At 56.6% G+C, this 14,120-nt stretch carries 14 protein-coding genes and 2 pseudogenes; 6 read left to right on the top strand and 10 right to left on the bottom strand.

The window, feature by feature from the left end; translation table 11 throughout:
- Positions 1–288: 288 nt before the first annotated feature.
- The 7 genes and pseudogenes from AAHB66_RS08140 to AAHB66_RS08170 all read right to left on the bottom strand — a co-directional run bounded on the left by AAHB66_RS08140 (position 289) and on the right by AAHB66_RS08170 (position 7,624).
- A pseudogene (locus AAHB66_RS08140) lies at positions 289–1,174 on the bottom strand (SDR family oxidoreductase).
- 462 nt (positions 1,175–1,636) lie between these two features.
- Positions 1,637–1,855, bottom strand: a complete 219-nt coding sequence (locus AAHB66_RS08145) for a YgdI/YgdR family lipoprotein (protein WP_347115818.1) — start codon at positions 1,853–1,855, stop codon at positions 1,637–1,639.
- A gap of 190 nt (positions 1,856–2,045) precedes the next feature.
- Positions 2,046–3,005: a glycyl-radical enzyme activating protein gene (locus AAHB66_RS08150; RefSeq protein WP_347115819.1), complete on the bottom strand. Its 960-nt coding sequence runs from the start codon at positions 3,003–3,005 to the stop codon at positions 2,046–2,048.
- On the bottom strand, positions 2,968–5,349 hold the full coding sequence (cutC, locus tag AAHB66_RS08155; protein ID WP_347115820.1) for a choline trimethylamine-lyase: 2,382 nt from the start codon (positions 5,347–5,349) through the stop codon (positions 2,968–2,970). Before cutC ends, AAHB66_RS08150 begins: the two co-directional genes overlap by 38 nt.
- Before the next feature lie 13 nt (positions 5,350–5,362).
- Entirely contained in the window at positions 5,363–5,686 is a 324-nt protein-coding gene (locus tag AAHB66_RS08160) for an SMR family transporter (protein WP_347115821.1), read from the bottom strand.
- 14 nt (positions 5,687–5,700) lie between these two features.
- Positions 5,701–6,966, bottom strand: a complete 1,266-nt coding sequence (locus tag AAHB66_RS08165) for a PhzF family phenazine biosynthesis isomerase (RefSeq protein WP_347115822.1) — start codon at positions 6,964–6,966, stop codon at positions 5,701–5,703.
- Positions 6,956–7,624 (bottom strand): PAS domain-containing protein, encoded by a 669-nt coding sequence (locus tag AAHB66_RS08170; RefSeq protein ID WP_347115823.1) that lies wholly within the window; start codon positions 7,622–7,624, stop codon positions 6,956–6,958. Before AAHB66_RS08170 ends, AAHB66_RS08165 begins: the two co-directional genes overlap by 11 nt.
- A gap of 217 nt (positions 7,625–7,841) precedes the next feature.
- Here AAHB66_RS08170 and AAHB66_RS08175 point away from each other — a divergent pair, with 217 nt between their 5' ends.
- From AAHB66_RS08175 to AAHB66_RS08185, 3 genes are all read left to right on the top strand, one after another.
- Positions 7,842–8,000: a hypothetical protein gene (locus AAHB66_RS08175; RefSeq protein ID WP_347115824.1), complete on the top strand. Its 159-nt coding sequence runs from the start codon at positions 7,842–7,844 to the stop codon at positions 7,998–8,000.
- A 537-nt stretch (positions 8,001–8,537) separates the two neighbouring features.
- Positions 8,538–8,888, top strand: a complete 351-nt coding sequence (locus tag AAHB66_RS08180; RefSeq protein WP_347115825.1) for a YcxB family protein — start codon at positions 8,538–8,540, stop codon at positions 8,886–8,888.
- 3 nt (positions 8,889–8,891) lie between these two features.
- Complete coding sequence (locus AAHB66_RS08185; protein WP_347115826.1) at positions 8,892–9,686, top strand: helix-turn-helix transcriptional regulator; 795 nt, start codon at positions 8,892–8,894, stop codon at positions 9,684–9,686.
- Here AAHB66_RS08185 and leuA read toward each other — a convergent pair.
- Positions 9,638–11,315 (bottom strand): annotated as a pseudogene (gene leuA, locus AAHB66_RS08190) (2-isopropylmalate synthase). The gene AAHB66_RS08185 and the pseudogene leuA overlap by 49 nt on opposite strands.
- Positions 11,316–11,410: 95 nt before the next feature.
- A complete protein-coding gene (locus tag AAHB66_RS08195) occupies positions 11,411–12,283 on the bottom strand; it encodes a LysR substrate-binding domain-containing protein (RefSeq protein WP_347115827.1) in 873 nt (290 codons plus the stop codon).
- 100 nt (positions 12,284–12,383) lie between these two features.
- Here AAHB66_RS08195 and AAHB66_RS08200 point away from each other — a divergent pair, with 100 nt between their 5' ends.
- From AAHB66_RS08200 to AAHB66_RS08210, 3 genes are read left to right on the top strand one after another with little or no spacing between them, the layout of a single operon-like run.
- Positions 12,384–12,692, top strand: a complete 309-nt coding sequence (locus AAHB66_RS08200) for a carboxymuconolactone decarboxylase family protein (protein WP_347115828.1) — start codon at positions 12,384–12,386, stop codon at positions 12,690–12,692.
- Positions 12,692–13,081, top strand: a complete 390-nt coding sequence (locus tag AAHB66_RS08205) for a tautomerase family protein (protein ID WP_347115829.1) — start codon at positions 12,692–12,694, stop codon at positions 13,079–13,081. Before AAHB66_RS08200 ends, AAHB66_RS08205 begins: the two co-directional genes overlap by 1 nt.
- Positions 13,078–13,608 carry a DUF4865 family protein gene (locus AAHB66_RS08210; RefSeq protein ID WP_347115831.1) on the top strand — a complete coding sequence of 177 codons (531 nt, stop codon included), beginning with the start codon at positions 13,078–13,080 and terminating at the stop codon, positions 13,606–13,608. Before AAHB66_RS08205 ends, AAHB66_RS08210 begins: the two co-directional genes overlap by 4 nt.
- On the opposite strand, the gene AAHB66_RS08215 is transcribed toward AAHB66_RS08210, so the two are convergent.
- Entirely contained in the window at positions 13,574–14,119 is a 546-nt protein-coding gene (locus AAHB66_RS08215) for a GNAT family N-acetyltransferase (RefSeq protein WP_347115832.1), read from the bottom strand. The genes AAHB66_RS08210 and AAHB66_RS08215 overlap by 35 nt on opposite strands.
- Position 14,120: the final 1 nt, after the last annotated feature.

Consider the following 14,120-nt stretch of genomic DNA (forward strand, 5'->3'; position numbering starts at 1 on the left):
GAGGCAATCGCTAAAAGTTAAAGAAAATAAAACAGCTGAAAATTGAATAGCGACATCTAATCAATGATCTTAGGATAGTTGATAAATTTACTCCGGGCACGTTTTGATCCAAACAAATAAGCGTAGCGGCAGCGATGATGCATGAGTTGCGAATTTCCGGCACAACCTGGCCGCCTGCAATAATATTTCAGGGATGTGCCGCTCTCATTAAAAAACCGTTACCGCTTAAGGTAACGGTTTTTATAATATTCCTTACGCTTTATCAGGCGCGCCGGATTTAATAACCCACTATGCGACGCCTGTACCACCGTCTGAGCACCAGACCTGACCGGAGGCATAGGAGCAGCTGTCGGACGCCAGCAGAACATACAGGGGCGCAATCTCTACTGGCTGCCCAGGTCTACCCAGCGGGGTATCTGCGCCAAACTGCTGCACTTTTTCCTGAGGCTGACCGCCGCTGGATTGCAGAGGGGTCCAGTAGGGGCCCGGCGCCACGGCATTGACCCGAATGCCTTTCGGACCCAGCTGTTTGGCCAGTGATTTGGTGAACGCCACGTTGCAGGCTTTAGTCTGGGCATAATCCAGCAGGATTTCGCTGGGCTTAAAGGCTTGCACCGAAGAGGTATTAATAATCACCGCGCCTTCCGTCAGGTGGCGCAGGGCGGCACGCGTGATCCAGAAGGGGGCATAAACGTTGGTTTTAAAGGTCGCATCAAAAGCGGCTGTCGTCAGCTCTTCAATGGACTCGCAATACTGCTGTCGGCCGGCGTTGTTAACCAGAATATCGAGACCGCCCAGTTCACTCACTGCCCGCTCAACCAGGTTATCGCAAAACGACTCCACCCGAATATCACCAGGAATAGCGACGGCTTTACGCCCTTCAGCCTGAATAAGCGCGATAACGGCCGCCGCATCGGTTTCTTCTTCCGGTAAATACCCAATGGCCACATCGGCACCTTCCCGGGCGTAAGCAATCGCGACGGCGCGGCCAATCCCGGAGTCACCGCCGGTAATAAGCGCTTTTTTTGCCTGCGAGTTTCCCTGAACCGATATAACTTGTCTCGCCATGATCGGGAATAGGCTTCATTTCAGATGCGAGTCCCGGCGTTTGTTGCGGCTGTTCCACGAACGGTGGACGTGGGTAGTGTTTTGAAGTGTTGTTTCCTGATGTCATCCCGGCCTCCTTAGTTATTGAATATAAATAATAGCCACTGTGACGTGACACACATTTCCGGGAGGCATAATTCGGACTATTCTTCTTTTGGATATATTTTTGCTTTTTCTCGCATTATGTCATACCCCAAAAAAACAGATTTATTTGGGGCATAAAATATCCTGTAAATAAGACGATTATTTATGCGAATGTTTGCGCGTCATACTGGAAATAAAGCGCCTGAGATATCGTTTAGGTGAACGTTTACGTGTTACGTAGGGGGAGACAGGCGTACCTGACGTCTTATTTGCCGCGGGAAGAGTGCCTGAGTGATGGGCCAGACGTATACCTGACGCGCCGTTCAGCGTCAGCACGCCCAGAATGAGCAGGGGAAATAAGCGCTTCATCATCTTCAACCTGGCTCCTTAAATGATCCACAGAAGAGGGCAGCCTTTCCGGAGATCCTCTGCCCAATCTGACCCGTTATTTCTCTATCATCTGGATAATCTGATCCCGGTTGATCGCATGTTCATTGCCTGCGATATCTTCATAAGTGATCAAGCCGTTATCATCATCCACTTCGGGTTTGCCATGGGTAATAATCATCTCACCATTTTTCTTCTGTAAAACATAATCGCTGGAACAGCCCGCAACGGTGAGGCTCAACAGCACCAGGCCAAAAACGGCCACAATTTTACTCATCCTGACTCCTTATTTATAACAGCCTGCAACAGGCACAATAATGCTGCGCGCTAGTTAAATTGCGTTAAAAGCAGCGCAGCATAAATCACGAACATGAAAAACAGCGTACCTACGACGACGCGCCGTTCGAGAGGCGTAATCATTTTCTCAGCACTTTTCTGGGGTTTATTTAACATGATGTTTCTCTCTGTTAGCCCACCAGCGCACCCGATACCTTTACCGGTAGATCGTATTGGTGAGCACGTTGTAAAAAGTTATCCACGCATGCCGTAGATTCATTCCACTCGTACGCCTTGTTGAGCAGGGCGTATTTCCCGGTGCCAAAGCGGTGGTAGGGAAGTAATTCGATATATTTAAAGGCCGGGCGATGCTGGGTCAGGGAATGTATCAGCATTAATAATTTGTCAGCCTGGTCGGGGGCATCATTAAAGTGCGGAATAACGGGGATGCGGATGACGATAGGCCGATCGCCCTGCAATAACCGTTCAAGGTTACGCACAATGATTTTATTACTCACCCCGGTATAGCGTTGATGCTGCTTGTCATCGGCGCATTTCAGGTCATACAGGATCAGATCGCAGGCCGATGCCACCTGCTGCACGGCACGCCAGGGGGCGTACCCGGCGGTTTCCATTGCGGTGTGAATATCTTCTGCGCCGATCAGTTGAATCAGCTGGCTGGCAAACTCGGGCTGCATGCACACTTCGCCCCCGCTGAGCGTCACGCCGCCGCCGGATTGACGAAACCAGGTTTCATCCGCCATGACGCGGTGAAAAACCGCCTCTGCCGTCAGTTTTTCACCTGTCACGGTCAGGGCGGCAGCCGGGCAGCGCGCTTCGCATTCCCTGCAGCCCTGACACTGACGCGAGCGATCGAGCCTGTGCACATGGTCCACCCAACGATGGACCCCCTCCGGGCAGTGCTGCGCACAGGTTCCGCAGTGAAGGCAGCGCCCGGCATGAAACAGGATCTCGCTCCCCGCGTTAAGCCCTTCCGGGTTGGCGCACCAGCGACAGCGCATCTGGCAGCCTTTCAGAAATATCACGCTGCGGATCCCCGGTCCGTCGTGCAGGGAAAAACGCTGAATATTCGTTATCCAGCCGGATGCAGGCTCAGAAAACACGCTGAGTGGTTCGGCTGATAATCTCATCCTGCACCTCTTTGCTTAATTCAACGAAAAAGGCGCTGTAGCCTGCCACGCGGATCATCAGGTTGCGGTACTCCGCCGGGTTTTGCTGCGCTTTCAGCAGGGTCTCATCGTCCAGGTAGCTGAACTGCAGCTGGGCATTCCCCAGAATGCTGGCCGTGCGCAGCAGCTGGATAAGGCTGTTTTTCCGTTCCGGCGTTTCCAGCATGCCGTGCATCAGCTTGATGTTATGCACCATGCCGATATCCATCTCTTCGACGTTGATGCGGCTGACCGAGTTGATGATGGCGGTGGGGCCCAGATAATCCGTCTGCTGGGCCGGGCTGATGCCATCCGCCAGCGGTTTGCCTGCCAGACGGCCGGAAGGCAGGGCGCCGGTTATGAGCCCGAAAGGCGTATTGTTTGAGATGGAGAGCGTGCCGAAGGCAAAAGGCGCATACAGCATCTGATACTGTCGATGCTCTTTTTCCAGAAAACGCACGCTTTCGCGGGCAATCTCATCCACGGCGGGAATGTCGTTACCGTATTTCGGCACCCGCAGACAGGCGGTAAGCAGCGCCTCGTGACCGACAAAATTGTGGTCGAGGGCGTCAACAAGCTGTTGCAGCGTGAAGCGGGACGTCTCAAATACCAGCGTCCTGATGACCATCATCGAGTTCACGAAGTCGGCAAGCCCCGTCCAGATAAGGCCCGGACCGGCATTCAGGAAGGCGCCGCCCTGGGTAACATCTTTCGCGGTTTCAATGCAGCCCTCGATAAGGCTCGACATCAGGGGTTTTCGGGCGTGGTCCGCATGCAGTTTCTGCACGATCAGCGTCGCCTGCGCGGCCTTTCTGACGATGGCGGACAGCTGGGCCTGAACCGCGCGTTCGACATCCTCAAAACGGTGAAACTGCGCCACCTCGCCGGTAGCGGGGCCCGTCTGCTTCCCGGATCGCGAGCGGCCATTGTGCAGCGCCATCTCGATCGCCGCGGTAAAGGTGGTATAGCCCACCGAGGTCCACTGATACATCTTGCCCGCTTTTTGTGGCTCGACGCAGCCCATCAGACAGTAGTCGCGGGCGTCCTCATAGCTGAACCCCTTGTGCAGCATCATGCGAATATGGGCATCATCGAAATGGCACGCCGGGAACCCCATCCCGCTGCGTATCACGTCGACCACCTTGCGCATAAACGACTGCGGCGACTGGTTGTGGATACGCACGGCGAGGCCCGGCTGATAGATTTTCAGGCGCGCCGAGCAGTCCATAATCAGCAGCGTCAGCGGGTTAGTGGCATCTCCGCCTTCACGCTTCTGTCCGCCCACCACCAGGTTGATAAAGGGCTGGTAACCGGCAAAATACATCGCCGTCGATTCGCTGCAAATCCACAGGGTCTCCGCCATCTTGATCAGCCAGCAGCAAAGCAGCTCTTCCGCCTGCGCATGGGTTAACGTCCCGTCATTCAAATCGCGCTCCAGCAGCGGCCAGAGGTACTGATCGACGCGACCGAGGGAGATACCGGTCTGGTTCTCTTCCAGCATAAACAGGGAGTGCACGAACCAGATGGCCTGCAGGGCATCGTGAAAATGGCGCGGTGGCTGTTCCGGTACCCGCTCGCAAATAGCGGCCATCTGCAGCAGTTCATCCCGGCGAAGGGGATGGGTTTCGGCCACGGCCAGCTGGCGCAGATAGCGGGCATAGCGCCAGGCGTAGGTGATGACGCCGTCGCAGGTGTGCAGCACGCCGGTATAAAAATTGAAAGCCTCGCCGCCGTCGGGCGTGGCTGGATCGAGTGCGACGAGCCGCCCGGCGGCATCCTCGCGTATTCCTGCGATCCCTTTCGTCAGCAGAATGTTGTCGTAGCCGGGGCAGGAGTCGCCGCCGCCGTTTTGCGTTTTGATCGTGACGTCGCAGATCCCATCCTGGTGACACCACTCCCACAGTCCGAAGGTATTGAGCTGGGTCTCGGCCATTTCATCCAGAGAACGGCCTTGCCAGTAAGGAAACACCTCTTCCCGGAGCAAACGCTTTGTCTCGTCGTCAATCTGATATGGATCCTGGGCCCGAAAAGGCAGGTTATCCAGCTCTTCGGCCACCCAGCGCCAGCTAATTTCCGGCGACACTTCGCCCCCGCGCGCGCCGCCGGCAGGGTGGCTGACGATAAGCTCGTTGTCGGCAACGTATAAAGGCGCATTCTCACAGGCGTGACGGAAGGCTAACGCCCGGAGCAGGCTGTTATTCATCCCCGGATTGGCCTGATAAACCCGGGTGACGCTGACGGCCCGATGCGCAGACACAAAGGGCTTCGCCTGTAAAAAGGCGTCGCGCAGCTGTTCCACGCGGGATGAAAGAGGTTGGGTAGTCATTCTGACGCTCCTTTTAAAACGCAATCACGATGAGCCCGGCGACGATGCAGCAGATCCCCACTTTTTCCAGGGCGCTGCTGCGGAGCTTGTAAAAGGTGCTACTCAGGAGCGATATCATCACAATCCCCATTCCCGACCAGACCGCATAGGCGACAACGGGTGAAACCCAGCTCATCAGCATCGACAGGGCAAAGAACGAGGTCGCGTAACAAATCAGGCACACCATCGTCATCAGGGTATTTTTAAAGGTGTTCGTTTGCGGCAGCATTAAGGTGGCAATGACTTCCATTGAGACGGAAATAAAAAGCCAGAAAAAACCAATTAAAATATTAACCATTTAAAACCACACTGTTATTTAGTTTGTTTGATGGCGAGATTGAGAATCAATGTGCCAGCAATAACCATACACACCCCTATCCAGGCGTCCTGCGCCAGCATAAAGTCAAAATAGCGGGTCTGGATAAAGGTAATGCTCAGGATCCCGACCGCAGACCAGATAGCATATGCCACGCCCATATGGATCCTTTTCAGGGCGAGAGATAAACAGTAATAACTTACGCCATAGCCCATAATGGCCATTATTCCCACAGAGGGAATTTTAAAGCCGTTGGAGAGCGATAATAAGGTTGTCGCCACAATTTCAATGGCGACGGCTGCAATAAGCGCAGCAACGCATTTAGTTAACGTCATTAAATTATCCCCGGTGGTCAATAATACATTTCTTTGTTTTGGATAATGGAGTGCCAGGCAGAAGTTAATCTGCTTATTTTGTTTTCGCTGTGTTAAGAAATGAGTTTTATATTTGTAGAGATTTAAATAATAAAGACCCCCCTCAATCACCAGACAGGCCTCGCCCGTCAGCTCGACGCGGCCGTTAGCGTTAATATGGCAGAGCAGTTCCCCTTTACGGCTGCCGCCCTGTTGCGCGTGGAGGGTCTTTTTCGCCAGCCTGTCGCTCCACAGCGGGGCCAGAAAGGTATGCGCCGAGCCGGTCACCGGATCTTCATTGACGCCCACCTGCGGGCCAAACCAGCGGGAGCGAAAATCGAACTGACGCGAAGGGGCGGTCACCACCACGCCGCGGGTGTTGAATTTCGCCAGCGCGGCGAAATCCGGCGTTAAGCCGTCGAGCTGCGCGTCATCCTCCATCACGACGATCAGATCGGAGGCCTGCCAGAATTCGCATGCTCCCCCGGTGATGCCAAGCGCTGACAACAGCCCATCGGGGGCGGCAATCCTGCGGGGGATGACGAGGGGAAAGTCCATGGTGAATTTTCCGTCCTCAGCGGTGACGGTCAATTCGCCGCTGCGGGTGAAAAAGCGGACTTGCTTGCCCGTCTCCTCGTGGCGCAACAGGACGCTGGCGGCGGCGAGCGTCGCATGCCCGCAAAGGTCGACTTCGACGGCGGGGGTAAACCAGCGAAGGGCGAAATCGTCACCCTGCTTAACGACAAAGGCCGTTTCAGAGAGGTTATTTTCTCTGGCGATGTGCTGTAACACTGCATCCTCTGGCCAGGTGTCCAGCAGACAAACCGCCGCCGGATTACCCGTAAACGGCCCCTGAGAAAAAGCATCAACCTGATAAAAAGGAATGCGTTGCGGATAGCTATTTTTCACTCATCACCTCAAGATCGTTATAAACCGTGTAACGGGTCACACCCAGGGCCTGGGCCGCATGCTGCACGCCGCCCCTCATTTTGAAAATCCCTTTCTCGCGCATCTCTGCGACGATTTTAAGACGTTGCGTTTTCTGAATTTTCTTTCCAGAAACGGTGTGTTTTTCGATGATTTCCTGAATTGATTGCTCAACCAGCCCACCCAGATTGAGATCGGCGGCATCAGAATCGACGGGGGCGGTTGCCATCATGATGTCGAGACTTTTGCGAATCTGCTCATACGGCGAGGTATCCACGTTCATACAGAAAGCCATCAGCGGATGACCCTCATCACTGTAGTAAATCGTGGAGGCACTGTTCAGGATCTTCCCCGAGGCGGTAACGGTTTTATAATCCTTTACCGTCATGGACTTGCTGCTCTCATTTTTATTGAGCAACAGGGCAAAGCCCTTATCTTTTTCCGGGCCCGACAATAAGTGGTCGCCTTTACTTCTGCCGCTGACGTGCCCGTTAATGATTTTGACAATCGAGCAGTCGGGGGTGGTGAGATTGTGTAAAACCACCTCCTGATTGGCGGACAGCGTGCCCGCCAGCGCCTCCATGGCCGCTTCAAGTGGCCCGGAAATCAGCTCAATTTGGTCTGCATATTCTGATTTCATCGTTATTCCTTCGTCTGGGTCATTGTCAGGGCCACGAGTTTACCATCTGCCAACCGAACCTTCGCCTGTGCCGGGCGTGAATGGGCTGGCAGGATTAAATTATACTCATAATGTTTAATTATCAACAAAAAGTTGATTTGTGGATTTTGCGGGGGTAAATTCCCTGCACCTGATGGCGGGCTCCCGTTCCGGAAGTCCATAAGAAGTGGAAACACTCATGAAAATTATTGGTGTAGCGGTATTAGCGGGTTTGCTGGCGGCATGCAGTTATATTCATCCCTTTGGCGATGCGACGGAGTATCAGTCGTATTCGGTCTCATCTCACCCGGGGCTGGGGGGGGCGCTATCACTGCATACGCAACGTTTTGTCGTCTGAGGGCTATGGCGTTGAGGTTATTTTCCCGCAAGCGGATACCCCTAATTTTTTTGATATCACCAAAGGGCAGGAGCGGATCGCGCAGGTGGATATGTACCATGTGACCGGGGCCCGGACGATGGATATCACGCTTATTGCGGGGGCAAAAACAACCCTCAGGACGCTGGATGGCATCATGCAGCCGTGCGTAAGGCGGTAATACGACGTTTGAGCTGTGCGGCCTGTTCCCCCTCCGCCTTGAGACCAATATGCTAGGATAAGCAAAAAAAATCAGGCGCAAATCAGCAAGAGGGAGAGACATGATAAGAAAAAACAGGATCGTGGTGGATTACTCATTATCCGTTTTAGAGCGCACTCAAGCCGGGAAGCTCATCCACGATCATAAAAAAAGCGTATCTCGAACCCTACGGTTATATTTCTCTCATTCAAAAGGCTGCGGTCTCTATTTTAGCGATCGCGGTTTTATTTAATGTGATTACTTTGCTGCAGCTAAGCCTGAGAACTACTCTGGACAGTGATTTTCTGGCAAGAACCAAAATGTTCAGTATCGCTCTGCTGGTGCTGTTTGGCGTCGCGCTGGCGCTGTTTAAATTGTATGACGTGATGATGAATAACGTTATGCAGAAGCAGCAACGGGTTGAACAGGAAGACCAGGAGATCTTACAAAAAGTTAAATTAAACCGATTCTTTGTTGAAACTATTACCCCTAACGCCAGCGGCAAGATCTACTGGAAAAATGTTAAGGACAGCTACAGGGAAAATGGGTTTATTTTTATCCATATGAAGAATGATAATTGTGTAGTAATTCCTGAACGGGTTTTTGCTTCTGCCAGCGAAGCCGCAGAGGTTTTTGACTTTATCACCATGCAGATAGCGCAAAATAAATAAACCATGACCACCCAACAGCAGTTCAGCTTTGACACGCGCCCGCTGGTGCCCTTTGCCCATGATTACACCCATGGCGAAACGGAGCCCTGGCACAGCCACACCTGTGCCCAGCTTCTGCATACCCTGAGCGGAGTGGTGCGCGTGGAGACCGCGCAGGGATTCTGGATTGTACCGCCGGGGCGGGGCGTCTGGCTGCCTGCCGGGACGCAGCACCGCCTGCTGATCACCGGTAACGTGGCGGCCCGGACGCTGTTTATCGATCCCTTTGCCCGGGCGGATTTGCCGTCGGTTTGCCAGGTGGTGCAGATTTCTACCCTGCTGCGCGAGCTGATCGTCGCCTCGCTGCAGCTGCCGGAAAACTATGCGGCGGGTAGCCGGGCGGAACGCATTTATGAGCTGATCCTCGATGAAATCCGTGGGATAAGCGTGCTGCCGTTCAACCTTCCGGAGCCTCAGGCACCTGCGCTGCTGGGGCTGTGTCGCCAGATCCAGGCCGAGCCAGGCATCCGCTGGACCACGGCGCTGGCCGCCAGCCAGTTAAACATCAGCGAGCGCACCCTGCTGCGGCATTTTCGCCAGCAGACCGGGCTGGCATTCAGCGAATGGCTGCGCCGGGCGCGGCTGATGGAGGCGTTGAACCGCCTGGCCCAGGGGCAGTCGGTGCTTCGGGTGGCGCTGGACCTCGGCTATGAGAGTCACAGCGCCTTCAGCGCCATGTTCCGCCGCACCCTCGGCGTGGCCCCGAGCGACTACTTCCAGCCCGCGTCACTCTCCGGCAGCGCGTTAAGCAAGGCCTGAAGCGACGCCCGGGAAACATCGTTGTCGATACCGGTTCCCCAGCGGCTCATCCCTTGCTTAGCACTGCAGCGAATATAGGCCGCCGATCGGCTTTCGCTGCACCTGCCGAGCGTATGCTCGTGATAATCCTCGATCGCAAACGTCAGGTTAAAGCTGGCCTTTATCGCACCGGCGGCGGCCGAGAGCAGGCCGTTGCCTTTCCCCTCTAAGGTCACAATGCCCTCGGCAGTCTGCACGCGGGCCCACAGTGCCAGCCCACCGTCGGCCTGGCTTTCGGTCCGGTAATCCAGCAGCTGCCGCGGGGCATGCTGATGCGGGCCATAGAGCTCGCGATAGAGCTGCCACAGCGCACTCAGCGTCATCTCGTTTCCTTCCCGGTCGGTGTGCGCCTGCACGTGGCGGCTGAAATCCTGCTGCAGCGCCCGGGGCAGCACCAGACCATGATTTTGCTCCAGCATCCAGGCCGCGCCGCTTTTGCCGGACTGGCTGTTGACGCGGATCACCGCCTCATAGCTACAGCCGATATCGTTCGGATCGACCGGCAGATAGGGCATCTCCCAGCGCGGGGAGGCCGACTGTTCACGGGCGTGAAAGCCTTTCTTGATCGCGTCCTGATGCGAGCCTGAGAAGGCGGTAAACGCCAGTTTGCCGGCATAAGGGTGGCGCGGATGCACCGGCAGCTGGTTGCACTGCTCCACCAGCTCCACCACCTGCTTCATATCGCTGAAATCAAGCTGGGGCGAAATCCCCTGGCTGTAGAGATTCATCGCCAGCGTCACCAGGCAGACGTTCCCGGTGCGCTCCCCGTTGCCAAACAGACAACCTTCCACCCGGTCGGCACCGGCAAGCAGGGCCAGCTCGGCGCTGGCAACGCCGCTGCCGCGATCGTTGTGGGGATGCACGCTGATGCAGACCTCGCGTCGGCGTGAGAAGTGACGGCAAAAGTACTCGATCTGATCGGCATAGACGTTGGGCGTATTGACCTCGACCGTAGCGGGCAGGTTAACGATCATCGGTCGTGCGGATGAGGGCTGCCAGACATCCGCCACCGCCTCACAGATTTGCAGGGCAAACTCCGGCTCGGTAAAGCAGAAGGTTTCCGGCGAGTATTCGTAACTCCAGCGCGTCTGGGGGGTTAGCCTCGCACAGGGCGCGGATCTGGCGCGTGGCGCTGACGGCGAGCTGGATAATGTCTTCTTTGCTCTGGCGGAACACCAGTTGGCGGAACAGCGGCGCGGTGGCGTTGTAAAGATGCACCGTGGCGCATTTCGCCCCTTCCAGCGAGGCAAAGGTGCGCTCAATCAGATCGCTGCGGGCCTGGGTGAGCACCTGAATGGTGACGTCATCCGGGATGCGCTGCTCCTCAATCAGCTGACGGACAAACTGAAAGTCCGTCTCCGAGGCGGAGGGGAACGCGACCTCGATCTCCTTAAATCCGCACTTCAGCAGCTGCTCCCAGAAGCGCAGCTTGCGCGGGATATCCATCGGCTCGGCCAGCGCCTGGTTGCCATCGCGCAGGTCGGTAGAGAGCCAGCGCGGGGCGTGGGTCAGGGTCTTGTCCGGCCACTGGCGGTCGGGTAAGGCAATCGGGGCAAAGGCGGCGTACTTCTGCGAGGGGTTGAGCAGCATAGTTGTTCTCCAGGTGATGTTGTGTTTTTATCCTGGCGAAAAAGGGGGCAGGGCACTGGCGCAAAACTGACAACCTGTGGCGAGGATCCGCCATATCAGGTCACCCTGAGCAGTGCCGCCTCCATCAGCTGCTCCAGCATCGTCTGGGCTTTGGCCCCGTCCTTTTGTTCCAGCGAGATCCCGAGGCTCCCCGGCGTGGGCAGAACATTTCCCGCCACCCGCAGGTTGCCTGGCATCCCGATACGGGTGCGCAGCGTGATACCAAGCCCCGCCTGCACCGCCGCCCAGATCCCGCTCAGGCTGTGGCTGACAAACACTACCCGCCAGGGGATGCCCGCCCGGTTCAGACAGTCGATGGCATGGGATCGCATCAGGCAGGGGTGTTCAAACATCACCAGCGGCAGGGGCTCGCCCCCGGCCAGCAGGGCGCTGATGTCCAGATCAGGGTGCTGGATCCACGCCATCTGGCTCTGGCCGATTGTCCGGCCCTGTCGCTGTTCGCGCGGGTTCTGCCACAGCAGCACCATATCGAGGGCGTTATCATCAAAGGCGGTGAGCAAAGCCCGGTTGCGATCCACCCGGGCAATGATCCGCACGCCGGGATGGTGGCGTTTGAATTCTCCCAGAATGCCCGGCATCAGCGACTCGCCAAAATCCTCCTGCATGCCGATGCGGATCTCCTCCTGCAGCTGCTCGCCTTTCAGGGCGCGCTGCATCTCATCATTCAGCGTCAGCATCCGGCGGGCATAGCCCATGACGATCTCGCCATCCCGGGTCAGCGCCAGGCCGCGACCCTTCTTCATCACCAGTTCAGCTCCGCACTGCTGTTCCAGCTTTTTCAGCTGGGCGCTCACCGCCGAGGTGGAGCGGCAAAGCCGGATGGCGGCCTGAGCAAAGCTGCCGCACTCCATGCCGGTGACAAAAGTGCGCAGAGCGTCGAGGTCGAGCGTCGGGGGAAGCTTGTTCATAATCGTCCTGAAATACGGGATGGTACGCCGAAGATTATTTGATTTTCAGGATGAAAATATGGCGCCAGAATCGCCTTACTGTCAATACGGAGAGAACATCATGGCGAAATCACTCACGGCTGAAACCCTGGCCCGCGTCGCGCCTAAGCTGGCCGAGCTGAGCAGGGAGGTCCTGTTCAATGATATCTGGAAACGTGACGCGCTTTCCCCGCGCGACCGTAGTCTGATCACCCTGGCCACCCTGACGGCGCTGGGGCGCGTGCAGCAGCTGCCCTGGCATATCGACTTCGCGCAGCAAAACGGCCTGAGCAGAGAGGAGATCGCCGAAGCCTTCACCCATCTGGCGTTCTACGCCGGCTGGCCGGCGGCGGTGTCGGCGCTTGGCTGTCTGGACGAGGAGTCACGCTGATGCCTTTCACCCGTATCTCCCTGCGTCCGGGGTATAGCGACGCGCAGATTGCACAGATCTCCGACATCCTGCAGCAGAGCCTGGAGGCGGAGTTTGCCGTCCCGCCGGGGGATCGCTTTCAGATTTTTGAGGCGCTTCCGGCCGGACTACGCGTGTTTGACCGCCACTATAAAAGCAAAGGGCGTAGCGAGAATTTTATTCAGTTTCATATTCTGGCGGGCAAGCCCCGCTCGCGCGAGCAGAAGCAAAATCTCTGCCGCCTGCTGTGCGAACGGCTGCATGCGACGCTGGCTATTCATCCGGATGACGTGATGGTGATGATCCACTTCAACACCGCCGATGACTGGAGCTTCAGCCAGGGGCGGATGCTGTCGGAGGAGGGGTTATGATCGTGATGCAATACCGCTTCACCCTGCCTGCTGACTACGACATGGCGATCGTTGAGAACCGCATTGCGGAGAACGGCGCGAAGCTGGATGGCTTCGCCGGGCTGCTGTTTAAGGCGTATCTCGTTGCCCGACGTGAAGACGACTATACCGAAGAGAACCGCTATGCGCCGCTTTACGTCTGGGAACATGCCGGCGCGATGGCGCAGTTTTTACAGAGCCCCGGCTTTCGCAAGCTGACGCAGGATTTTGGCTGGCCGCAGATTGATACCTGGCTGGCGCTGCGTCTGCCTGCAATTGATGACGTCCGGGATGCTGCCTGGCTGTCGATGACCCGACAGCCGATCGCCGCGCACAGCGATCTGTCGGCGCTGGCGATGCACGCGCCGCTCTGCGCCTGGGACGTCAGCCGCTGGCAGCTGTTACAGGTGGATTTTGGCAACGCGCCGCAGGCCGGGAAGGAGAATTACCGTATTGGCTACGTGGCCAGTGGGGTTACGGATCTAAACGCTGCCACTCCTCACGCGTGATCTCCCACAACTCCGTGTCCAGCTCACCGGAGACGTATTGTCCTTTTTCGACGCGAACTAAACGCATGCCGCTGCGCTCTGACAGGTTTCTGGACCGGCTGTTGACGGCCGCTTTCGGGGCGCGCAACACCTCGCGCTTCAGGTCGGTGAACCAGAAGCGGGTCACCGCCCGGCAGGCTTCGGTCATATAACCCTGGCCCTGGTATTCCGGGACCAGCCAGAAGCCGCGGTTATTGTCCGGCGTATCCATCAGGCAAATGACGCCGATCACCTCCTGCGGCTCCGCTTTCCGGCGTAGCGTCCAGTACCATCCTGTGCCTTCCTCGCTTGCGGGCAGAGCAACGTTCTCGACATAGTGCTGCGCCCCGTTATCGGGATAGGGCCAGGGGATGCTGGCGATCAGATAGCGCACGATTTCCCAGCGCGGGAAGATGCGCTGGATCTGGATGGCATCTTCAGAGGCGAGGGGGGTGAGCAGCAAGCGTTCGGTGTCGAGAGGTGGGGTCGCCATG

This window comes from Leclercia sp. S52 (assembly GCF_039727615.1).
Lineage (GTDB): Bacteria > Pseudomonadota > Gammaproteobacteria > Enterobacterales > Enterobacteriaceae > Enterobacter > Enterobacter adecarboxylatus_B.